Origin of the sequence: Actinocorallia longicatena (assembly GCF_039534125.1) — a bacterium.
Classification (GTDB): Bacteria; Actinomycetota; Actinomycetes; order Streptosporangiales; family Streptosporangiaceae; genus Actinocorallia; species Actinocorallia longicatena.
The window spans coordinates 254,077-275,013 of record NZ_BAAAUV010000009.1 but is presented as its reverse complement, the minus strand read 5'-3'; the positions used below and the strand labels follow the sequence as shown (position 1 = coordinate 275,013).

Here is a 20,937-nt window from a genome sequence, read left to right as displayed (position 1 = left end):
TGTATTACTCCCAGCTTTCTGGTTCGGCCTCCGGCAGCCCGCGCCACTCCGGGACGGGGGGCAGCAGGGCCTGCTCGAGGGTGGGGTAGGTGTCGACCGCCTCGGTGATCCCGGTGAACCTCAGCACCCGCTCGGGGCCGCCGCCCTCGGGGACGACCAGCCGGAGGGAGCCGCGCGAGGTCCGCACCGCGAAATGGGTCTTGGCGACCAGGTTGATCCCGGCGGAGGTCAGGAACCCCACCCCGGACAGATCGAGGACGAGATGGGCGGGCCCGCCGACGACGGCCTTCAGGACGTGCGCCTCCGCGGAGCCCGCGGTCGTGTCGTCGAGATCACCGTGGAGGGCGAGCACCGTGAACGGCCCGTCGGCGCCGGTGGAAACACGTAGCTCGCTCACCCGAACACCTTACTGTCAGTCGTGAAAGCCGCGAGGCTGGATATCCTCGGGATCATGTCTCACATCACCGAACTGTTCACGGACAGGCGAGATGCCGTCCTCGACGAGTGGACGGCCAGAGTGCTGCCCACCGTCCGCGGCCGGATCTCGGAGCGGGAACTGCGCGTGGAGCTCTCCGAGCTCGCCGGGCTGGTCCTGGGCGTCCTCGGCAAGGACGCGACCGCGGCGGGCGAGCTGCGCGCCGCGCTCCAGGAGATCTCGAGGAGCCGGGCCCGTCAGGGCTTCAGCCCGTCCGAGACGGCCGTGAGCGTCTTCGCGCTCAAGGAGGCCGTCCTCGCGGGGATCCAGAGCGACGACCCGGCGGTCCTGCGGGAGTTCGTCGAGTTCTCCCGCGAGATCGACGATCTCGGCCTGATGACCTTCGAGACCTACGCCGCCGCCCGCGAGCAGGTGATCGTCGACCAGGCCGAGCAGCTGCTGGAGCTGTCCACCCCGGTCGTGAAGCTGTGGGAGGGGATCGTCGCGGTCCCGCTGGTGGGCACCCTGGACTCCGCCCGCACCCAGGTGGTGATGGAGGCCCTGCTGGAGACGCTGGTCGAGACCGGCTCCGAGTTCGCGGTGATCGACATCACCGGCGTGGCGGCGGTCGACACCGAGGTGGCCCAGCACCTGCTGAAGACGGTCGTGGCGGCCCGGCTGATGGGCGCCGAGTGCGTCATCTCCGGAATCCGGCCGCAGATCGCGGCCACGATCGTCGCGCTCGGCATCGAGTTCGGCGACATCGCCACCAAGGCGACCCTCGCCGACGCCCTCGCCTACCTGCTGCGGCGCAGCGGTGTCGTGATCACCCGTACGGAGTCCTGATGGACCGGGTACCGATTCTGAAGATCGGCGACCTGCTGCTGGTGTCGATCCAGATCGATCTCCAGGACCAGACGGTCATGGTGCTCCAGGAGGACCTGGCCGACCGGATCGTGAAGACCGGGGCCCGCGGCGTGATCATCGACATCACGGCCGTGGAGATCGTCGACTCCTTCATCGGGCGGATGTTCTCGACGATCGCCTCGATGTCGCGGCTGCTCGACGCCGAGACCGTCGTGGTCGGGATGCGTCCCGCGGTCGCGATCACCCTGGTGGAGCTGGGCCTGTCCCTGGGAGGGGTGCGCACCGCTCTCGACCTCGAGAAGGGCATGCAGCTGCTGTCCCGTACGGCTCAGAGTACGGACGGCTCATGACGTCCGCGCCGGTGACCTCCAACGACGACGTGGTCCGGATCAGGCAGCTGGTCCGGAAGGCGGCGATCGAGGCCCGGATGTCGATCGTCGACCAGACGAAGATCGTGACCGCGGCGAGCGAGCTCGCCAGGAACGCCTTCGTGCACGGCGGCGGTGGCACGGCCACCGTCGAGCTCGTCTCCAACGCGGTGGGCCGGGCCGGGGTCCGGCTCGTCTTCAGCGACACCGGACCCGGCATCCCCGACATTCCGCTGGCCCTCACCGAAGGCTGGACGAGCGGCAGCGGACTGGGACTCGGTCTTTCGGGTACTCGCCGTCTCGTCGATGAGTTCGATCTCGCGACGGAAGTGGGCGAGGGCACGACGGTGACGGTGACGAAATGGGCGCGCTGAGCGCCGGCTGGACCACTCAGGGCGACTCGACGTGGGTGGCCGTCGAAGAGGCCAGCGCCGCCGCCGGCATCCGCCGCCGGGTCGCCACGCTGGCGGAGCGGCTCGGATTCCGGCAGGAACGGGTCGCCGAGATCCAGCTCGCGGTCACCGAGGCCGCCACCAACCTGCACCGGCACGCCCAAGGCGGCGAGATGGCGCTGCGGACCGTCAGGGACGGCGAGAGCCTCGCCCTCGAGGTCGTCTGCCTCGATCGCGGACCCGGCATCGCCGACGTCGGAAGGTCCCTGCGCGACGGCCACTCCACCGGCGGCACCCTCGGGGTCGGGCTCGGCACCATCTTCCGGCTCGCCGACTCCGCCGACCTGCACTCCGTCCCCTCGGGGGGAACGGTCCTGGCGCTGCGGTTCACCACGGGCGCTCCCGCCCTCTGGCGCAGCGCGGGACTGACCAGGGCGATCTCCGGCGAGGAGGAGTGCGGGGACGCCTTCATCGTCGGCCGTGTCGACGGGGTGCTCCAGGCCATGCTCTGCGACGGGCTCGGGCACGGGCCGCTGGCCGCCCGGGCGTCGGCGGAGGCCGTCCGCGCCTTCCACGAGGCGGGCCGTCCCGCCGACCCGTCCACGCTGGTCAGGGCCCTGCACGCCCGGCTCTCCGGGACGCGCGGCGGAGCCGTCGCGGTCGTCTCGATCGAGGGCACGAAGGTCACCTTCGCGGGCCTCGGCAACGTCGCGGGGTGGATCGTCGGCGACGAGCGCAGGCAGGGCATGGTCTCCACCCCCGGGATCGCCGGCCACCAGGCGAGGACCCTGCGCGAGTACCGCTACGAGCTGCCGCCCGGCGGGGTCGTCGTCCTGCACTCCGACGGTCTCACCGACCGCTGGCGCCCGCAGGACCAGCCGGGGCTGTTCCGGCGCGACCCGCTGGTGATCGCCGGAGCGTTGATGCGGGACGCGGGGATCCGGCACGATGATCGGGCGGTCTTGGTGCTGGGGCGGGAGGACTGATGGGCGAGGAGGTACTGACCTTCGAACTCCTCGACGAGGACGGCATCTTCGCCGTCCGGCGGGCGGGACGCGAGGTCGCCGCCGCGGTCGGTCTCGAGACCCAGGACCAGGTGCGGGTCGCGACGGCCCTCAGCGAGGTGTGCCGGGAGTCCTTCGTCCGGCACGGCAGGCTCACCCTGCGCTTCCTGATCGAACCCGGCGCGCTCGTCGTCGAGCTGAGGGCGGACGAGGCGGGAGAGGGCCTGGCCGCGGCCGCCCGGCTGATGGACGAGGTGGAACGCGTCGAGGCCGGCCTGGTCCGGCTGCGCAAGCACCTGCGGCGGCCCGGCGGGCGGATCTCCTCGATCCGCGACCGGATCGCCCATCTCGCGCCGGTCTCCGTCCTCGACGAGCTGCGCGTCCAGAACGCGGAGCTGCTGTCCGCGCTGGAGGAGGTGCGCGCGCTCAACACCGAGCTGGAGGAGACCAACTCCGGCGTCGTCGCCCTGTACACGCAGCTCTCCAGCGAGCTCGAGGAGACCAACAGGGGCGTGGTCGCCCTGAACGTCGAGCTGGAGGAGAAGTCCGACCAGCTCGTGGCGGCGGGCGAGGCCAAGAACCGGTTCTGGGCGACGGTCAGCCACGAGCTGCGCACCCCGGTCAACTCGGTGATAGGCCTGGCCGGGCTGCTGCTGGGCCAGGGGGCCGACCCCCTCACCGACGAGCAGCGCCACCAGATCTCCCTCATCGACGACTCGGGCCGCACCCTGCTGGCCCTGGTCGACGAGCTCCTCGACATGGCCAAGGCCGAGCAGGGCAGGCTCGACCCCGCCCTCCAGCGGGCCGACGTGCCCGCGCTGCTGTCCCGGCTGGCCGAGCTGCTGCGGCCGACCGCCGACCAGTCCGGGATCGAGCTGGTCCTCGACGCCGGCGACGCCCCGCCGATGCTGTTCACCGACGAGCTGATGCTCACCCGGATCCTGCGCAACCTGCTCGCGAACGGGCTGCGCTACACCGAGTCCGGCGAGGTCCGCCTGACCGTCGAGCTCTCGGGCGGCCGGCTGCTGTTCACCGTCTCCGACACCGGCATCGGCATCCCGCAGGAGCTCCAGGAGCTGGTGTTCGAGGAGTTCTACCGGGTCCCGGGCACGATCCCCGCGGGCACCGGCCTCGGCCTGCCCTATGCCCGGCGGCTCGCCGAGGCGCTCGGTGGCACCCTGACGCTGTCCGGCGCGCCGGGCGAGGGGACCTCGGTCGTGCTGTCGCTGCCGCGGCCGTTCGAACCGGGCGCGCTGGGGCACGTGCTGATCGTGGACGACGAGGACGGTGCGCGCCGCACCCTGATGACCTGGCTCGGCGACGGCGCCGCCGCGTTCGAGGAGGCCGGGACCCTGGCCTCCGCCCTGGCCAAGGCCGGGGCCAGGAAGCCCGATCTGGTGCTGCTGGACGTCAGGCTGCCCGACGGCGACGGCCTCGACCTGCTCGCGGTGCTGCCCGACGAGGTCCCGGTCGTGCTGGTGACCGTCTTGGACACCTCCGTCCTGGACGACCGGCTGCTGGCACGGGTCGGCGTGGTCGGCAAGGGCAGGCTGACCTGGCCGCTGCTGGCGGCGGCCGTCCACCGGGCGCGTGAGCTGTGAACTCCCTGACCGTGGAGACCAGCGGCATCGCGCTGGTCGTGGACGACACCGCCACCAAGAGGTACATCATCGGAAGCTGGCTGCGGCGGGCCGGTTTCACCGTGGTCGAGGCGGCCTCGGCGGCCGAGACCTGGGAGCGGCTGGCCGAGCACGAGGTCGACCTGGTCATCCTCGACGTCCGGCTGCCCGACCTCAGCGGCATCGAGGTGTGCGAGCAGATCAAGGCGAACCCGAGCACGGCGTCGCTGCCGGTCATCCACATCTCGGCCTCCGCGGTGGCCGTCACCGACCGCACCTACGGGCTCCGGCAGGGCGCGGACGCCTACCTCACCGACCCGATCGACCCCGGCGAGTTCATCGCGACCGTCGAGGCGGTCCTGCGGTACTACCGGGCCAGGTGGCGGGCGGAACGGCTGGCCGACCGGCTGGCCACCCTCAACCGCGCCAGCAACGCGATCAACGCGGCGACGGGCTTCGAGCAGCTCACGGCCGTGGCGGCCATGTACGCCGCGGAGGTGTTCGCCGGGCCCGCGACGGTCATCGTGCAGCCGCCCGAGCGCCAGCCCCGCCAGACGGTCTGCGTGTCGCCCGGCGCGAACATCTTCACGGTCGACCGGGCCGCCGACGCCCTGGACCGGCTCGGTGAGGCGGTGGGGATCGGCGAGGGCACCGCGACGGTCCTCGGCTCCCTCACCGACGACGAGATGCGCGAGCTGTTCCCCGACAAGATCACCAGGGACGACGTGTGCGTCATCATGTCCCGGATCAAGGAGGGACGGCCGCCGATCGTCATCACGATCAGCGCCCACCGCGTCCCCGACGAGGACTCCTTCTCGCTGCTGCGCCAGCTCGCCCAGACCCTCGCCCTGGCCATGGAGGCCATGCGCACCCACGCCGAGGAGCACCTGATCGCGCTGACCCTCCAGCGCAGCCTGCTGCCGTCGGGGCCGCCCGCGGTGCCCGGCTGGGGGCTGGCCGTCCGGTACGAGCCGGCCAGCGACACCGCCGAGATCGGCGGCGACTTCTACGAGGTGCTCGACCTCGACGGCCGGATCCTCGTCGCGATCGGCGACGTCCAGGGGCACTCGCTGGAGGCGGCGACCGTCATGGGGGAGCTGCGGCACGCCCTGCGGGCCTTCGCCGACGAGGGCCACGACGCCGTGACGATCGTCCAGCGGCTCGGCAGCGTCATGCGCCGCTACCATCCGGGCCAGACCGCGACGGTCTGCCTGCTGACCCTCGATCCCGCGACGGGCGAGCTGGAGATCGTCTCGGCCGGGCACCTGCCCGCGCTGCGGCTGGCGGGCGGCGTCCCGGACTGGCGTCCGGGCGGCGGGCTGCTGCTCGGCTTCCCCGAGCCGGGCCGGGTCGCCACCGACCGGCTGACCGTCGCGCCCGGCGAGACGATCGTGCTCTACACCGACGGGCTGGTCGAGGACCGGCACGTCCCGCTCGACCACAACCTCGACCGGCTGGCGGCGATCGGCATGCCGCTGAACTCCGACCTCGAGCGGTACACCGACCAGATCATCGCCGAGTTCGGCCACCGCGAGGACGACGTGGCGCTCGTCGTGCTGCGCCGTGACCCGATCTGACCGATCTTGAACTCCGGGTCCCTTTCCGGCATCTGATCTCTTCGGTATCGGGGAAATGATGCTTCGAGCAAGGGAAACCCAGTGAGTCTTCGCGTTCCGGCCGCCTACGCGGCCGGTCTCCTCGGCTGCGCCTCCATCGCCTACGCGCTGCACGGCCTGCTCAGCAGCGCCGCCTGCACGGGCCTCTCGTGCGCCGAGGACACCGCCTCCTACGTGCCGTTCCTCCCCGTCGGCATCATCGTCTCGGTCATCTCGATCTTCTTCGGCGCCCGGCTGGTGTTCGCCGGGGTGTTCCTCGCGATCGGCGCGGGGGCGGTGACCGTCACCGGGGCGGGCTCCTTCCCGACGCTGTTCGGCGGCGGGTTCCTGCTGTTCGGCGTGCTGGCCCTCGTGGGGGCCGCGGCCATGAAGGGCGCCTCGGCGCAGGCCGTGGCGCGCACGAACAACCTGGTCGCCGAGGGGTCGCCCGCGGTCGGCACGGTCCTGTCGGTCCGCGACACCGGGGTGCGGATCAACGACAATCCGCGGGTCCACCTGCGCGTCCTCATCGAGCCGGAGGGCAACGGCTACCCCTCCTTCGAGGCGGAGAAGACCGTCACGATGCCGCTGGTCCAGCCGATCCTCGTCGGCAGCCGTTACCCGGTGCTGTTCCTGCCCAAGCAGCAGGGCGAGTTCGGCCTGATCACCGACATCACCGACATCTCGGCCGTCCCGGCGGGGCTGCGGCCCGTCGTCCAGCGGCTGCGCGCCGAGGCGTCGGGTCCGCCCGCGCCGCGGCAGAGCCTCTCGGACGAGATCGCCAAGCTCGACGCCCTCCACCGCGAGGGCGCCCTGACCGTCCAGGAGTTCCACGACGCCAAGGCCAGGCTCCTCGGCAACGCCTGACCTTCTAGGGCTCCACCACTAGGGTTCCACCACCACGTTCTTGCCGATCACCGTCACTCCGCTCTCGGTGACGGTGAAACGCTCCCGATCCCGCTCCGGGTCGACGCCGATGCGCGCACCGGGCGGGATCACGACGTTCTTGTCGATGATCGCGCGGTGGACGACGGCGCCCTCGCCGATCGTCACGTTGTCCATCAGGACCGACTCGGTGACGTCCGCGCCGTTCCGCACCACCGTGCGCTGCGACAGGACCGAGCGGCAGACCGAGCCGCCCGAGACGATGACGCCCGGCGACAGCAGGGAGTCCTGCGCGCGGCCCTCGGAGAACACCAGCTTGGCCGGGGGCAGCGGCTGGTGGCCGGTGTAGATCGGCCAGCGGTGGTTGTAGAGGTTGAAGACCGGATGGACCGAGATGAGGTCGAGGTGGGCCTCGTAGAAGGCGTCCAGGGTGCCGACGTCGCGCCAGTAGCCGTGGTCGCGTCCGGTCTCGCCCGGCACGATGTTCTCGGCGAAGTCGTAAACCTGGGCGTCGTCGGCCTTGACCAGGGCGGGGATGATGTCGCCGCCGAGATCGTGGCGGCTCTCGGGGTTCTTCGCGTCGGTGTGGACGGCGTCCAGGAGGGCCTCGACGGAGAAGACGTAGTTGCCCATCGAGGCGTAGACCTGGTCGGGGGCGTCGGCCAGGCCGGTCGCGTCCTTCGGCTTCTCGCGGAAGGCGGCGATGCGGGACCCGCCGGGACGGGGCTCGGCCTCGATGACCCCGAACTGGTCGGCCAGGGCCAGCGGCTGCCGGATGGCGGCGACGGTCACGCCGGCGCCCGAGCCGATGTGCTGCTCGACCATCTGGCGCGGGTCCATCCGGTAGATGTGGTCGGCGCCGAACACGATGACGTGGTCGGGACGCTCGTCGTCGATGAGGTTGAGGTTCTGCAGGACCGCGTCGGCCGAGCCGGTGAACCAGCGGGGGCCGAGCCGCTGCTGGGCCGGGACCGGCGTGACGTAGTTGCCGAGCAGCGTCGACATCCGCCAGGTCATCGACACGTGCCGGTCGAGGCTGTGGTTCTTGTACTGCGTCAGGACGACGATCTTCAGATAGCCGCCGTTGGCGAGGTTGGACAGCACGAAGTCGATCAGTCGGTAGATTCCGCCGAAGGGGACCGCGGGCTTCGCCCTGTCCGCGGTCAGCGGCATGAGCCGCTTGCCTTCGCCGCCCGCCAGCACCATCGCAAGAATTCGGGGCGTCGCCATGGCTGTGAACATATCCCCAGATTTCTTAACGAAACGGGCATGATTTTTTCTGTTCCGGTTAAGTTCCGATCATGCGTGTCGACCTGCTGAGCCGCGAGTACCCGCCGGACGTCTACGGGGGAGCGGGGGTGCATGTCGACTACCTCGTGCGGGAGCTGCGCGAGGCGGCCCGTGCGCTGGACGACGAGATACGCGTCCACTGCTTCGGCGACGAGCGTCCGGGGGCCACGGCCTACGGGGTGCCCGGCGCGCTGGCGGGGGCCAATCCCGCGCTGCAGACGCTCGGCGTCGACGTCGCGATGGCCGAGGGCTGCTCCGGCGCCGACGTGGTGCACAGTCACACCTGGTACGCCAACCTCGCCGGGCACATGGCCAAGCTGCTCTACGGGATCCCGCACGTCCTCACCACGCACAGCCTCGAACCGCTGCGGCCGTGGAAGGCCGAGCAGCTCGGCGGCGGGTACGCGCTGTCGTCGTGGGCGGAGCGGACCGCGATCCTCGCCGCCGACGCCGTCATCGCCGTCTCCGCCGGGATGCGCCGTGACGTGCTCAGCGCCTATCCCGAGCTGGATCCCGACCGCGTCTCGGTGATCCACAACGGCATCGACACGAAGATCTACGCCCCCGACCACGGCACCGGCCACCTCGACGCGCTGGGCATCGATCCGGGACGTCCGTCGGTGGTGTTCGTCGGGCGGGTCACCCGGCAGAAGGGCCTGCCCCATCTCCTGCGCGCGGCCTCCCAGATCGACCCGGAGGCGCAGCTCGTCCTGTGCGCTGGGGCGGCCGACACCCCCGCGCTGGAGGCCGAGGTCGCGGCGACCGTCGCGGATCTGAAGGACCGCCGCGAGCACGTCCTGTGGATCCCCGGCATGCTCTCCCGCGACGCCCTCATCCAGATCCTCACCCACGCCTCGGTCTTCGTCTGCCCGTCGATCTACGAGCCGATGGGCATCGTCAACCTCGAGGCCATGGCCTGCGGCGCCCCCGTCGTCGCGACCGCCACCGGCGGCATCCCCGAGGTCGTCGCCGACGGCGAGACCGGCCTCCTGGTCCCCCTGGAGCAGGCCCCCGACGGCACCCCCTACGACCCGGCCCGCTTCGCCGGCGACCTGGCCTCCCGCATCAACGCCCTCCTGTCCGACCCTTCCAAGGCCCGCGCCATGGGCGAAGCGGGCCGCACCCGCGCCACCACCCGCTTCTCCTGGTCCGAGATCGCCCACCGCACCCACGACCTCTACGGCCAGACCCTCTCCCGCCACCGCTGACGTGACGGACCGCTCCCCGAAACGGGTAAACTTGCCCGGTCGCCACCCCAGGCGAGCGGGCGTATAGCTCAGGGGTAGAGCACTCGCCTTACAAGCGAGGGGTCATTGGTTCGAAACCAATTACGCCCACCGTCGTCGGGCCCGGTCCTTTGTGGACCGGGCCTTCTTCGTTATACGGATTGGGGGTTTTTCTAACGTTGAGGGGGGTTGGGGCGATGTAGGGGGTATGAGCGTTGCGAGCATGGCACAGGCCGCTGTTTCCACCGAGGCCGTCAATGACCCCCAGACCGTGAGGTCCGCGCCCACCGACTACGACAGGTCGACGGCGCTGTCGAAGGTGGCCGCCTTCATTCCCACCGAGGCCGTCGCCGTGTACCTGGCGCTGGTCGCGTTCTTCAACCCCGACGGGGACGTGATGCGGTGGGTGGTGTTCGGGATCGGCGTGGTGCTGGTGCCGGTCTTCTACTTCCTGGCCTACATGAACCGGCGGCGGGCCGTGGGAGCGGACGGGGGAGCGCCCGAGCCGAGCCTGCGGGTGACGCTGCTGCTGCTCGTCTTCGCGCTGCTGGCTTTCGTGGCGTGGGCCGCCGCGATGCCGAACAACCCGTTCGAGCAGTTCACCGACGAGGCGACGAAGTTCGGCGGCGGGGCCATCATCGTGCTCGGGGTCCTCATGCCGCAGGCCGCCGGCGCGCTGGGGCTCACCAAGCAGTGACCATCAACATGCGGTGACCATCAACATGCGGTGACCGTCTACGTGCGGTGACCGTCTACGTGCGGTCCACACTGTTTCCGGTCGGCTTCAGGGCTGTCACCTGCCGGTTCGCCCTTTGCGGGCGAGCCGGGGCAGGTGGTGCGTAAGTGAGTTCGGCAACGAGTCGGACAAAGTAGCTCCTGAGGGGCACGGGGAGGGATATTCTCCTCCAAGGTCATCTCAAGAACCCGTGGAGCATGCCGATGAACGCCGCCAGCAGAGCCAAGATCATAACGCGCTGGATCGCCGTGGGTCTCATGGCCACCGCGGTCCTGACCGCCACCGGCGGTGGCTTCGCGCAGTCGTACTCCGGTCTGCACTCGTGGGCGATCGAGCACGGGCTGGACGGCTGGAAGGCCGCCTCCTTCCCGCTGCTGGTCGACCTCTTCATCATCGTCGGCGAGCTGGGCCTGTTCCTGCTCGCCCTCGACGCCTACGCCATCCGCAAGAGCCTGCTCAGCTGGATGGACTTCATGCTCCCGCTGTTCATCGCCCTCGCGGGCTGGACGGCGTCGCTGGTGTTCAACGTCGGTCACGTCCTGCAGAAGGACTTCTCCTACCAGGCGACCGCGGCCGTCCCGCCGATCGTGTCGATGCTGGGCCTGTTCGTGCTCCTGCGCACGCTGCACCGCTACGTGGTGAACAACGTCAAGCCGGAGGACGAGGAGGGCGCCGTCGCGCTGTCCGCCGCCGCCGAGCCCCGCCAGATCACCGCGGTGCGGGTCGCCGAGCTCGCCGCCCCGGCCGAGCAGCTCGCCGACCCGGTGGCCACCGCCGCCACCGGCGAGAAGGTCGCCAAGGCCGCGCCGGAGACCCCCGCCGAGCAGACGTTCGTCGACCTGCTCCCCGCCGTCGAGGTGGACGGCGACCTCAAGCCGCAGCCCGACCCCGAGAGCATGCGCGGGATCGTCATCGACGCCCTCGGCCGGCACAACGGCGACGTCGCGGCGACCTGCGCCGAGCTCGCCACCAACGGCTACGCCATCGACGAGCACGAGGTCGGCAAGATCCGTGAGAACCACTGGTTCCCCTACTTCGCCTACCGGCTGCTCGCCAAGCACGGCCCGGACGGCAAGCTCGTCGCGCAGGAGCTGACCACCCTCGGCGTCGAGTTCGACAAGGTCGCCCTGCGCGACCTCGTGCGTTCCTGGCGCGCCTGACCGGGGCAGATACCCCGGTGTGATCATCGGGGGACTGGTCCTTGTCATCGCCTGGTACCTGCTGCGCCTGCTCGCGACGCGCTGGAGAGCCGCCCGCCGCCTGGTGGAGCGGCTCTCGCCGTATACGCGGCGGCTGCACGCCTGGGTCCTGTCGGCGCCCGCGACCTTCGGCTACGTCGCGGTCTTCACGGCCTTCACCTTGGTCCAGCGCAGCGCCCCGTCCGAGCTGGTCGGCCTGCTGACCCGGCTGTCGAGCACCAACCTGTTCGAGCTGCACCGGGCGCCGGTGCGGGCGCTGGCCCAGAGCGCCCTGTGGGTGGCCGACGGCGGCTGGGGGCTGATCCTCTACGTGGTGGTCTTCGCCACGGTGGTCGCTTATGCCGAGCGCCGCTACGGAACCCCCAGGATCATCCTGATCTGTGTGACCGGGCACGTCCTGGGGTCGATCCTGACCGCCCGGGTGGAGCTCTGGGCGATCCGCACGGGACGCGCCCCGGCGGCCCTGGCCCTGGTGATCGACGTCGGCGTGAGCTACATGATGGTCGCGGGATGCGCGGCGGCGCTGCTCGTCGCGACGGGCCGGTTCCGCCTGCTGATCGCGGCCGGCCTGCTCGTCGGCGTGGTGCTGCCGATGGTCGGTGAGCACTCGATCTGGAACCTCGGCCATCTGTTCGCTACCCTCAGCGGACTGTCGACGGCCGCCCTGACCTTGGCTTTCGCCCGGCCGCGTCCTGCGGTCCCGTCGGCGGACCCGCTCATATGATCGACTTGATTTAGTCGAAATTCTGTTCGATAGTAGGCGCGTGGGTGCGCTGAACGACCACGCGTCGGGCGACCTGACGCTGGGACCGCTGGTCGCACCGGACGAGGCCACCGGGGGCCTCCTGCCGGTGCTGGCGCCGCTGCGCCCGCTCCTGCCGCCGCTGCGCCCGGGGGCCGCCCTCAGCCTGGCGGGGTCGGCCTCGCTGGGGCTCGCCCTGGTGGCGGGGGCGAAGGACTGGACGGCCGTGGTCGGGGTGCCGGAGTTCGGGGTGGTCGCCGCGCAGGCGATGGGCGCCGATCTGGAACGGCTGCTGCTCGTCGACGAGCCGGGACCGCGCTGGGCGGAGGTCGTCGCGGCGCTCGCCGAGGCCGTCCGGCTGATCCTGCTGAGGCCGCCCGCGCAGCCGTCCCCGACCCTGGTGCGCAGGCTGACCGCGCTCACCCGCAAGCACGGCTGCGTGCTGGCCGTCGCGGGCGACTGGCCGGGCGCGACCGCCCGCCTCACCACCGGCTCCGCCTCCTGGCAGGGCCTGTCGAACGGTCACGGCCAGCTCGTCTCCCGCCGCCTCCAGGTCACCTCCACCGGACGCTCCCTGGGCGCGGGCCGCTCGGCCTGGCTGCTCTGCCCGGACGCCCGCGGCAGGCTCGCCGAGGCGCCGTCCCCCGCCCGTCATCTCGAGGTCGTCGCATGAGGGGACGCCGGGTGCTGGTCGTGTGGTGCCCCGACTGGCCGCTGACCGCGGTGGGGATCGAGGCCGCCGTCGCGGGGGCCGTGATGGAGCGGACGGGCGGCTCGGAACGGGTGGCGGCGTGCAGCGCCGCGGCCAGGGGCGCGGGGGTGCGCCGCGGGCAGCGCCGCCGGGACGCCCAGCGCGTCTGCCCCGATCTGCTCGTGCGCGACAGGGACGAGGAGGCCGAGGGCCGGGGGTTCGAGGCGGTGGCCGCGGCCGTCGCCGCGCTCGCGCCGCGGGTCGAGATCGTGCGGGCGGGCGTGTGCGCGGTGCCCGCGACCGGCGCCGCCCGCTTCTACGGCGGCGAGGAGGCGCTGCGGATGCTGGTGCAGGACGCGGTCGTCGAGGCCGGGTTCGACTGCGGCGTCGGCATCGCGGACGGCCTGTTCGCGGCGGAGGTCGCCGCCCGTAACGGAGGCGGCGGCCTCATCGTGCCGGAGGGGGGATCGGCGGGCTTCCTGAGCGAGTTCACGCTGGGCACCCTGAACGGCGCCGTCGGGGACTGGGAGCGGATCGCCGGGATCCTCGTCCGGCTCGGGATCAAGAACCTGGGCGGGTTCGCGGGACTGGCCCCCGGCGACGTGCTCGGCCGGTTCGGCGCGGCGGGGGCGGCGGCGCACCGGCTGGCCCGCGGCGAGGAGGCACGGGACGTCGCACCGCGCGAGGCCGTCGGGGAGCTGGCGGTGGTGAAGGAGTTCGACCCGCCCGCCGGCCGCTCCGACGAGGTCGTGTTCGCGGCGAAGGCGCTCGCCGACCGGCTGCACGACGGCCTCGCCGCCGAGGGCCTGACCTGTGTGCGCCTGGGCGTGGAGGTGGAGTTCGCCGACGGGGAGGTGGCCGAGCGGCTGTGGCGGCACGACGGGCTGCTGTCCTCGAACGCCGTCGCCGAGCGGGTGCGGTGGCAACTGTCGGGCTGGACGCCCCCGCCGCCCCCGCCCGGCCTGGACGACGCCGTCTGGGGCGGCGTCACCGCGCTGATCCTCACCCCCGACCAGGTCGTCCCGGACACCGGCAGCCAGCAGTCCCTGTGGGGCCCCGACGGACGCGGCGAGCGAGGGACGCTGCCCGAGGCCGTGGCCAGGGCCGCCGACCGGGTCCAGGCGCTGCTCGGCCATCAGGCGATCACCCGTCCGCACCTGACCGGCGGACGGTCGCCGGGGGAGCGGGTGCTGCGGGTCCCGGTCGGCGACCTGCCGCTCGGCGGACGCCCCGAGGGCCCCTGGCCCGGACGGCTCCCGGAGGTGTCCCCCTCGGTCGTGCCGCCCGCCCCGCTGCGGGCCGAGGTCACGGACGCCGACGGAGCCCCGGTGGTCGTGTCGGCGCGCTCGGTGGTGTCGGCGCCGCCCGCGTTCGTGGAGCGGTCGCGGTCCCGGCCCCAGCCCGTCACGGCGTGGACGGGGCCCTGGCCGTGCGTGGAGCGCTGGTGGGACCCGGACGAGGCCCGCCGCAGGGCCCGCTTCCAGCTCGTCACCGAACAGGGCGCCTACCTGCTGACGGTCGAGGGCGGCGTCTGGACGGTCGAGGCGATCTATGACTGAGGGGAGGACCTGACGATGGGCTGGAGCAACCCGCCGGTGCCGTGGGAGGAGTTCGCGCGCCGTTCCACCTGGGGCGCGCCCCCCGCGTCCGCGCCCGTGGCGGAGCCCGCCGAGCGCGACGAGCCGTTCAGGCCGGGCCCGGTACCGTGGGCGGAGCTGCACTGCCACTCCTCCTTCAGCTTCCTGGACGGTGCGAGCGAACCGGCGAGGCTCGTCGCGGAGGCGGCGGCCCAGGGCGTCGGATACATCGCGATCACCGACCACGACGGCATGTACGGCGCGGTCCAGTTCGCCGACGCCGTCCGCGCCCACCCCGGCATCCAGGGCGTCTACGGGGCCGAGCTGAGCATGGACCTGCCGGGCCCGCAGACCGGAGAGCCCGACCCGGCGGGCTGGCACCTGCTGGTCCTGGCCCGTGGCGCCGAGGGCTACCGGCGCCTGTGCAAGGCGATCACCGACGCCCAGCTGCGCGGGATGGAGAAGGGCAGGCCCGTCTACGACCTCGACGAGCTGGGCCGCGCGCACGACGGCCACTGGGCGGTCCTGACCGGCTGCCGCAAGGGCCCGCTCACCGCCGGGGTCCCGCTGGAGCGCCTGGCCGCGCTGTTCGGGCGGGAGAACGTCTACGCCGAGCTCGTCGACCACGACCATCCGGGCGACGACCCGCGCAACGACGCCCTGTACGAGGAGGCCGTGCGGAAGGGCTTCACCGTGGTCGCCTCCAACAACGTCCACTACGCCGCGCCCGGCGACGACGCCCGGCTGGCCCACGCCCTGGCCGCGATCCGCGCCCGCCGCTCCCTCGACGCGATGGAGGGCTGGCTGCCCGCCGCCGGCACCGCGCACGTCCGGTCGGGCGCGGAGATGGAGGCCCGCCTGGCCCGCTTCCCCGGCGTCCGCGAGGCGACGGTCGCGCTCGCCCGGGCCTGCGCGTTCGACTTCAAGGCCGACCCGCCGGGCCTGCCGGCCTGCGAGGTCCCCGAGGGCCGCACCGAGGCCACGCACCTGCGCGAGCTCACCTACGAGGGGGCGCTGGAACGGTACGGCCCGCGCGAGGCCGAGCGGACCCCCGGCGCGTACGCCCAGATCGACCGCGAGCTGGAGATCATCGAGAACCTGAACTTCCCCGGCTACTTCCTGATCGTCTACGACATCGTCCGCTTCTGCCGCCAGGAGGGCATCCTGTGCCAGGGCCGCGGCTCGGCCGCCAACTCCGCCGCCTGCTACGCCCTGGGCATCACCGGCGTCGACGCCGTCCACCACAAGCTGCTGTTCGAACGGTTCCTGTCGCCCGGCCGCGACGGCCCTCCCGACATCGACCTCGACATCGAGCACAAGCGCAGGGAGGAGGTCATCCAGCACGTCTACCGCAAGTACGGGCGGCAGTGCACCGCCCAGGTCGCGAACGTCATCTCCTACCGGCCGAAGATGGCGACCAGGGACGCCGCCCGCGCCCTCGGCTACTCACCGGGCCAGCAGGACGCCTGGTCGAAGCAGGTGGACTGGCGCGACCCCGTGAACATGGACGAGGTCCCCGCGGCGGTGACGGGCCTGGCCACCCAGATGTCGCGGCTGCCGCGCCATCTGGGCATCCACTCCGGCGGCATGGTCATCTGCGAGCGCCCGGTGGGGGAGGTCTGCCCGATCGAGTGGGCCCGCAAGGAGAACAGAAGCGTCCTGCAGTGGGACAAGGACGACTGCGCCTCGGCGGGCCTGGTCAAGTTCGACCTGCTCGGCCTCGGCATGCTGTCGGCGCTGGCCGACTGCTTCCGTCTGGTCGCGACCTACGCCGAGGCCCACGACCTGGCGAGCGTGCCGAAGGACGACCCCGACGTCTACGACATGCTCTGCGCCGCCGACACCGTCGGGGTCTTCCAGGTCGAGTCGCGCGCCCAGATGGCCACCCTGCCCCGGCTGCGGCCCCGCAACTTCTACGACCTGGTCGTCGAGGTCGCGCTGATCAGGCCGGGCCCGATCCAGGGCGGCTCCGTCCACCCCTACATCCGCCGCCGCCAGGGCAAGGAGCCGCCGGAGATCCCCCACCCCACGATGAAACGCGCCCTGTCCAGGACCCTGGGCGTGCCGCTGTTCCAGGAGCAGATGATGCAGCTCGCGGTCGACTGCGCGGGCTTCACCCCCGAGGAGTCCGACGCCCTGCGCCAGGCGATGTCCTCCAAGCGGGCCCCCGAGCGGATCGAGCGGCTGCGCGCCCGGCTCCTGGACGGCATGGCCGAGCGGGGCATCCCCCTGGACGTCGCCGTCGAGACCTACGACAAGATCCTCGGCTTCTCCAGCTTCGGCTTCCCCGAGTCGCACGCCCAGTCCTTCGCCCATCTCGTCTACGCCAGCGCCTGGCTGAAGCGCCACCATCCGGCGGCCTTCACCGCCGCCCTCCTGCGCAACCAGCCCATGGGCTTCTACAGCCCTCAGTCCCTGCTCGGCGACGCCCGGCGGCACGGCGTCACGGTCCTGCCGATCGACGTCAACGTCTCGGGCGTCCGGGCGGAGCTGGAGGGGAGCTTCGACCCGGTCCGCGGGCACGAGCACGCGCCCGGCACGGCGCAGCCCGGCATCCGGCTGGGCCTCGACGCCGTCCGCGACATCGGCGAGACGGCCCTTGAGGAGATCGTCGCCCACCGCCCCTACGCCTCGATGGAGGACCTCGCCCTGAAGGTCCCGCTGTCGGCGGCGGCATTCGAGGCCCTCGCCACCGCGGGCGCCTTCGACGGCCTCGGCGTGCCCAGGCGCGAGGCCGTCTGGACGGCCGGAGCCCTCGCCGGCACCCATCCGGGACAGCTTCCCGGAACGGCCCCGGGCGCGGTCTCCCCCCGCCTCCCCGAGCTGACGGTCGTCGAGGAGACCCTGGCCGACCTGTGGTCCACCGGGATGTCGGCCGTCCATCCCATCACCCATGTCCGGCCGCTCCTCGACGAGCACGGGGCCGTCCCCGCGGAGGCGCTGAGACACCTCAGGCCGGAGACCAACGTGATCGTCGCGGGGCTCGTCACACACCGCCAGCGCCCCCCGACGGCGGGCGGCATCGTGTTCATGTCGCTGGAGGACGAGACCGGCACCAGCAACATCATCTGCCCGCCCGTCGTCTGGTCCCGCCACCGCGCCGTGGGTCTCGACTCCCAGGGACTCCTCGTCCACGGACGCCTCGAGTCCCGCGACAACGTCCTGCACGTCCACGCCACCAGGCTCAGCCGGCTGCCCGTGCCCGGCCGCGTCCAGGCCAGGAACTTCCACTGATCGAGAACTCCGACCGGCCCGCCGCTTCCCTTTCGTACAGTCCCGCTATGCCAAAAGGCACATTTTCGGCACCGCCTCGGGGCTACTGTCGAAGGAACATGCGACCCAGGTGAGGTGAGGCCCATGGGAGCCGACGGCGTAGTCCTCCTCGGTGCCCTGTTCTTCGGCGCGGTCCTCGGAGCGGGAGTGCAGCGTTTCAAGCGCACCCGTTACGATCTGCGCCGGACCAGCAATGCCGTCCCCTATCTCCGGAGATCCATGCTCGCCAGCGGCAAGGACACGCTCGTCCTGCTCGTCGTGGCCGCCGCGGCGGCCTACGCCGCGCTGCACGGCAAATGACCGCTGCGTGAAAGAAAGCCGCCGGAAGGGCCGTTCCTTGACCCCCGATCCGGGCGGGACCCACGATGCATGGGAGCGCTCCCATGCATCGATGTCCCCCTGGAGATGGGAAGGAACCCCTATGGCGGCTCGGATGACGGCGGCACGGAACCTCCTGCTGTCGGTGGCGCTGGTGGCCGGCGGCCTGGCCACCAGCGTCGGGAAGGGCGCCGCCGCGGCGCCCGACCCGAACACCGCTCTCAAGGTGAACCAGGTCGCCTACGTGCCCGGCGTGCCCAAGGCCGCGACCCTGGTCAGCACGGCCACGTCGCCGGTCTCCTGGACGCTCAGGACCGCCGGCGGCGACGGCGTGGCCTCCGGCCGGAGCACCGTCAAGGGCGCCGACGCCCTGTCCGGAGACTCGGTCCACCTCATCGACTTCTCCGCCTACGACACCCCGGGAACCGGGTTCGTGCTGACGGCGGGAGGCATCGACAGCCTGCCGTTCGACATCTCCTCCGCCCCGGTGCGGAAACTCCGCCAGGACGCGCTGTCCTTCTTCTACCAGCAGCGCAGCGGCATCGCGATCGAGAGCCGCTACGCCGGTGCCGCCCACGCCCGTCCCGCGGGGCATCTGAACGCGGCGCCCAACCAGGGCGACGACCGGGTGCCCTGCCGGATCTCCTGCGGCTACACCCGCGACGTGCGCGGCGGCTGGTACGACGCGGGCGACCACGGCAAGTACGTGGTCAACGGCGGCATCTCCGCCTGGCAGCTCCAGAACCTCTACGAGCGGGCCCTGCGGGTGCCGGGCGCGGACGCCGCCGCCTACGCGGACGGCACCCTGGCCATCCCGGAGAACGCCAACGGCAGACCCGATCTCCTGGACGAGGCCCGCTGGGAGGTCGAGTTCCTGCTCAAGATGCAGGCGCCGTCCGGGCTGGTCCATCACAAGGTCAACGACAGGGCGTGGACCGGCCTGCCGCTGCGCCCCGACGCCGATCCGCAGCCGCGCCTGCTCTCGCCCGTCAGCACCGCGGCCACGCTCAACCTCGCGGCCGTCGCCGCCCAGTCGGCCCGGCTGTGGAAGGACCTCGACCCGGCCTTCTCCGCCAGGGCGCTGACCGCCGCCCGCACCGCCTACACCGCCGCCAGGGCGAACCCCGGCCTGTACGCCGACCCCGCCGACGGCACCGGCAGCGGCCCCTACGACGACAACGCCGTCGGCGACGAGTTCTACTGGGCCGCCGCCGAGCTGTACGCGACGACGGGGGAGGCCTCCTACCGCGGCGACGTCACCGGGTCCACCCTGTACAAGGGCGCGAGCTTCGCCTCCCGCGGCTACGACTGGTCCTGGACGGCCGGTCTCGGCGACACGACCCTCGCGCTCGTCCCCACCGGCCTGCCCGCCGCCGACACCGCGGCGATCAAGACGGCGATCACGGGCTTCGCCGACCGGCTCCTCGCCCAGGTCGCGACCCAGGGCTATCCGGCCCCGAACACCCCGGGGTCGCCCTACGCCTGGGGCTCCAACGGCCAGATCGCCAACAACGCCGTCATCCTCGGCCTCGCCCACGACTTCACCGGCCAGGACAGGTACCGCACCGGCCTCTACCAGGCCTACGACTACCTGCTCGGCCGCAACCCGATGAACCAGTCCTACGTGTCGGGCTACGGCGAGAAGCCGGTCGCCAACGTCCACCACCGCTTCTGGGCGCACCAGGCCGACCCCGCCTACCCCTCGGCCCCGCCCGGAGCCCTGTCCGGCGGCCCCAACCCCGGCCTCCAGGACCCCGTCGCCGCCGCCCGGCTCGCCGGCTGCGCCCCGATGAAGTGCTTCGTCGACGACATCGGCGCCTACTCGGTCAACGAGGTCACGGTCAACTGGAACTCCGCGTTCGCCTGGCTCGCCGGCTGGGCCGCCGAGAAGGCCCCCGGCCCCGTCACTCCGACGCCCACGCCGACCCCGACGCCCACGCCGACCCCCACCCCGACGCCGTCCGGTACCTGCAAGGTCGTCTACTCGGCGAACTCCTGGAACACCGGCCTCACCGGCACCATCGCCCTGACCAACACCGGGACGGCCCCCTGGAACGGCTGGACCCTGAAGTTCGCCTTCCCCGCCGACCAGAAGATCACCAACGGCTGGTCGGCCCAGTTCACCCAGACCGGCCACGACGTCACCGTCACGAACCTCGGCTGGAACGCGGCCAACCCGCCGGGCGCCACCCTCGCCCTGGGGTTCAACGCCACCCACACCGGCGCCGACCCGCCCCCCGAGTCCTTCACCCTCAACGGGACGCCCTGCGGCTGAAGGACCTACTCCGGCAGCGCGGAGAAGAGCGTCAGCTGGAGCCCGGCCGGGCCCTCCAGACGGGAGTTCAGCGACTTCCAGGGGGTCTCGGCCGGCGGCGCCACCAGCCGGGCCCCCGCCTCGACCAGGACGCCGGTGGCGGCGGCCGAGTCGGGCACCTCGAAAGCCACCCGGATGTGCCCGGCCACCCGCGCGCCGACCTCGACCTCGTCGATGTAGGCGGCGTGCGAGGGATCGGTGATCTCGAGGGTGGCGCGGCCCGCCTCGAGGATCGTGACATGGCCGCCCGGGCTGGCGAAGGCGGCCCGCTCGGGCAGGCCGAGGGTGTCGCGGTAGAAGGCGACGGCCTTGTCGTAGTCGGCGGCGGTGACGACCAGGCGGAGTTCCGTGACGCTCATGCTGACGACAAGCAGGTCCCCGGCATCGGTATTCCCCCGCCCGGTTACTAGGTATCGGAATCGGTAG

Annotated in this window: 19 protein-coding genes and 1 tRNA gene; 17 read left to right on the top strand and 3 right to left on the bottom strand. The window is 72.1% G+C overall.

The window, feature by feature from the left end:
* Nucleotides 1–4 precede the first annotated feature (4 nt).
* Nucleotides 5–397 carry an STAS domain-containing protein gene (locus ABD785_RS20825; RefSeq protein WP_344830816.1) on the bottom strand — a complete coding sequence of 131 codons (393 nt, stop codon included), beginning with the start codon at nucleotides 395–397 and terminating at the stop codon, nucleotides 5–7.
* Between the two features lie 54 nt (nucleotides 398–451).
* On the opposite strand from ABD785_RS20825, the gene ABD785_RS20820 reads away from it, so the two are divergent.
* The 7 genes from ABD785_RS20820 (at nucleotide 452) to ABD785_RS20790 (ending at nucleotide 7,127) form a co-directional block, all read left to right on the top strand.
* Nucleotides 452–1,261 (top strand): STAS domain-containing protein, encoded by an 810-nt coding sequence (locus tag ABD785_RS20820; protein ID WP_344830813.1) that lies wholly within the window; start codon nucleotides 452–454, stop codon nucleotides 1,259–1,261.
* On the top strand, nucleotides 1,261–1,632 hold the full coding sequence (locus ABD785_RS20815) for an STAS domain-containing protein (RefSeq protein WP_344830810.1): 372 nt from the start codon (nucleotides 1,261–1,263) through the stop codon (nucleotides 1,630–1,632). The genes ABD785_RS20820 and ABD785_RS20815 overlap by 1 nt, the downstream gene beginning before the upstream one ends.
* Entirely contained in the window at nucleotides 1,629–2,024 is a 396-nt protein-coding gene (locus tag ABD785_RS20810; protein ID WP_344830806.1) for an ATP-binding protein, read from the top strand. The genes ABD785_RS20815 and ABD785_RS20810 overlap by 4 nt, the downstream gene beginning before the upstream one ends.
* The gene (locus tag ABD785_RS20805) at nucleotides 2,012–3,028 is read left to right on the top strand and encodes an ATP-binding protein (protein ID WP_344830803.1); all 1,017 of its coding nucleotides are present in this window, start codon (nucleotides 2,012–2,014) and stop codon (nucleotides 3,026–3,028) included. The genes ABD785_RS20810 and ABD785_RS20805 overlap by 13 nt, the downstream gene beginning before the upstream one ends.
* Complete coding sequence (locus ABD785_RS20800; RefSeq protein WP_344830801.1) at nucleotides 3,028–4,647, top strand: ATP-binding protein; 1,620 nt, start codon at nucleotides 3,028–3,030, stop codon at nucleotides 4,645–4,647. Before ABD785_RS20805 ends, ABD785_RS20800 begins: the two co-directional genes overlap by 1 nt.
* Nucleotides 4,644–6,242 carry a SpoIIE family protein phosphatase gene (locus ABD785_RS20795; protein ID WP_344830799.1) on the top strand — a complete coding sequence of 533 codons (1,599 nt, stop codon included), beginning with the start codon at nucleotides 4,644–4,646 and terminating at the stop codon, nucleotides 6,240–6,242. Before ABD785_RS20800 ends, ABD785_RS20795 begins: the two co-directional genes overlap by 4 nt.
* 81 nt (nucleotides 6,243–6,323) lie before the next feature.
* The gene (locus ABD785_RS20790) at nucleotides 6,324–7,127 is read left to right on the top strand and encodes an SHOCT domain-containing protein (RefSeq protein WP_344830796.1); all 804 of its coding nucleotides are present in this window, start codon (nucleotides 6,324–6,326) and stop codon (nucleotides 7,125–7,127) included.
* A gap of 18 nt (nucleotides 7,128–7,145) precedes the next feature.
* Here ABD785_RS20790 and glgC read toward each other — a convergent pair whose 3' ends face one another.
* Complete coding sequence (glgC, locus tag ABD785_RS20785) at nucleotides 7,146–8,375, bottom strand: glucose-1-phosphate adenylyltransferase (protein ID WP_344830793.1); 1,230 nt, start codon at nucleotides 8,373–8,375, stop codon at nucleotides 7,146–7,148.
* A gap of 71 nt (nucleotides 8,376–8,446) precedes the next feature.
* Between glgC and glgA the strand changes: the two genes are divergently transcribed.
* From glgA to ABD785_RS20735, 10 genes are all read left to right on the top strand, one after another.
* Entirely contained in the window at nucleotides 8,447–9,643 is a 1,197-nt protein-coding gene (glgA, locus tag ABD785_RS20780) for a glycogen synthase (RefSeq protein ID WP_344830790.1), read from the top strand.
* A gap of 57 nt (nucleotides 9,644–9,700) precedes the next feature.
* Nucleotides 9,701–9,772: transfer RNA gene (locus tag ABD785_RS20775), tRNA-Val, on the top strand.
* Between the two features lie 112 nt (nucleotides 9,773–9,884).
* Nucleotides 9,885–10,358, top strand: coding sequence for a hypothetical protein (locus ABD785_RS20770; RefSeq protein WP_344830787.1), 474 nt, complete (start codon nucleotides 9,885–9,887; stop codon nucleotides 10,356–10,358).
* A 242-nt stretch (nucleotides 10,359–10,600) separates the two neighbouring features.
* Nucleotides 10,601–11,557: a DUF2637 domain-containing protein gene (locus ABD785_RS20765; protein WP_344830784.1), complete on the top strand. Its 957-nt coding sequence runs from the start codon at nucleotides 10,601–10,603 to the stop codon at nucleotides 11,555–11,557.
* A 19-nt stretch (nucleotides 11,558–11,576) separates the two neighbouring features.
* Nucleotides 11,577–12,320: a rhomboid-like protein gene (locus ABD785_RS20760; RefSeq protein WP_344830781.1), complete on the top strand. Its 744-nt coding sequence runs from the start codon at nucleotides 11,577–11,579 to the stop codon at nucleotides 12,318–12,320.
* Nucleotides 12,321–12,360: 40 nt separating this feature from the next.
* Nucleotides 12,361–13,011, top strand: a complete 651-nt coding sequence (locus tag ABD785_RS20755) for a hypothetical protein (RefSeq protein ID WP_344830779.1) — start codon at nucleotides 12,361–12,363, stop codon at nucleotides 13,009–13,011.
* A complete protein-coding gene (locus ABD785_RS20750) occupies nucleotides 13,008–14,588 on the top strand; it encodes a Y-family DNA polymerase (protein WP_344830776.1) in 1,581 nt (526 codons plus the stop codon). Before ABD785_RS20755 ends, ABD785_RS20750 begins: the two co-directional genes overlap by 4 nt.
* Nucleotides 14,589–14,603: 15 nt before the next feature.
* Complete coding sequence (locus ABD785_RS20745; protein WP_344830773.1) at nucleotides 14,604–17,840, top strand: error-prone DNA polymerase; 3,237 nt, start codon at nucleotides 14,604–14,606, stop codon at nucleotides 17,838–17,840.
* Nucleotides 17,841–17,963: 123 nt separating this feature from the next.
* Nucleotides 17,964–18,179 carry a hypothetical protein gene (locus tag ABD785_RS20740; RefSeq protein WP_344830770.1) on the top strand — a complete coding sequence of 72 codons (216 nt, stop codon included), beginning with the start codon at nucleotides 17,964–17,966 and terminating at the stop codon, nucleotides 18,177–18,179.
* Nucleotides 18,180–18,300: 121 nt separating this feature from the next.
* Entirely contained in the window at nucleotides 18,301–20,472 is a 2,172-nt protein-coding gene (locus ABD785_RS20735) for a glycoside hydrolase family 9 protein (protein ID WP_344830767.1), read from the top strand.
* Nucleotides 20,473–20,477: 5 nt separating this feature from the next.
* Here ABD785_RS20735 and ABD785_RS20730 read toward each other — a convergent pair whose 3' ends face one another.
* Nucleotides 20,478–20,870: a VOC family protein gene (locus ABD785_RS20730; protein WP_344830764.1), complete on the bottom strand. Its 393-nt coding sequence runs from the start codon at nucleotides 20,868–20,870 to the stop codon at nucleotides 20,478–20,480.
* Nucleotides 20,871–20,937 lie beyond the last annotated feature (67 nt).

What these genes read in the sequence shown, in the direction of transcription:
- ABD785_RS20820 (WP_344830813.1), top strand. Translation starts at nt 452, where the DNA reads ATGTCTCACATCACCGAACTGTTCACGGACAGGCGAGATGCCGTCCTC.
- ABD785_RS20815 (WP_344830810.1), top strand. Translation starts at nt 1,261, where the DNA reads ATGGACCGGGTACCGATTCTGAAGATCGGCGACCTGCTGCTGGTGTCG.
- ABD785_RS20810 (WP_344830806.1), top strand. Translation starts at nt 1,629, where the DNA reads ATGACGTCCGCGCCGGTGACCTCCAACGACGACGTGGTCCGGATCAGG.
- ABD785_RS20805 (WP_344830803.1), top strand. Translation starts at nt 2,012, where the DNA reads ATGGGCGCGCTGAGCGCCGGCTGGACCACTCAGGGCGACTCGACGTGG.
- ABD785_RS20800 (WP_344830801.1), top strand. Translation starts at nt 3,028, where the DNA reads ATGGGCGAGGAGGTACTGACCTTCGAACTCCTCGACGAGGACGGCATC.
- glgC (WP_344830793.1), bottom strand. Translation starts at nt 8,375, where the DNA reads ATGGCGACGCCCCGAATTCTTGCGATGGTGCTGGCGGGCGGCGAAGGC.
- glgA (WP_344830790.1), top strand. Translation starts at nt 8,447, where the DNA reads ATGCGTGTCGACCTGCTGAGCCGCGAGTACCCGCCGGACGTCTACGGG.
- ABD785_RS20770 (WP_344830787.1), top strand. Translation starts at nt 9,885, where the DNA reads ATGGCACAGGCCGCTGTTTCCACCGAGGCCGTCAATGACCCCCAGACC.
- ABD785_RS20765 (WP_344830784.1), top strand. Translation starts at nt 10,601, where the DNA reads ATGAACGCCGCCAGCAGAGCCAAGATCATAACGCGCTGGATCGCCGTG.
- ABD785_RS20750 (WP_344830776.1), top strand. Translation starts at nt 13,008, where the DNA reads ATGAGGGGACGCCGGGTGCTGGTCGTGTGGTGCCCCGACTGGCCGCTG.
- ABD785_RS20745 (WP_344830773.1), top strand. Translation starts at nt 14,604, where the DNA reads ATGGGCTGGAGCAACCCGCCGGTGCCGTGGGAGGAGTTCGCGCGCCGT.
- ABD785_RS20740 (WP_344830770.1), top strand. Translation starts at nt 17,964, where the DNA reads ATGGGAGCCGACGGCGTAGTCCTCCTCGGTGCCCTGTTCTTCGGCGCG.
- ABD785_RS20735 (WP_344830767.1), top strand. Translation starts at nt 18,301, where the DNA reads ATGGCGGCTCGGATGACGGCGGCACGGAACCTCCTGCTGTCGGTGGCG.
- ABD785_RS20730 (WP_344830764.1), bottom strand. Translation starts at nt 20,870, where the DNA reads ATGAGCGTCACGGAACTCCGCCTGGTCGTCACCGCCGCCGACTACGAC.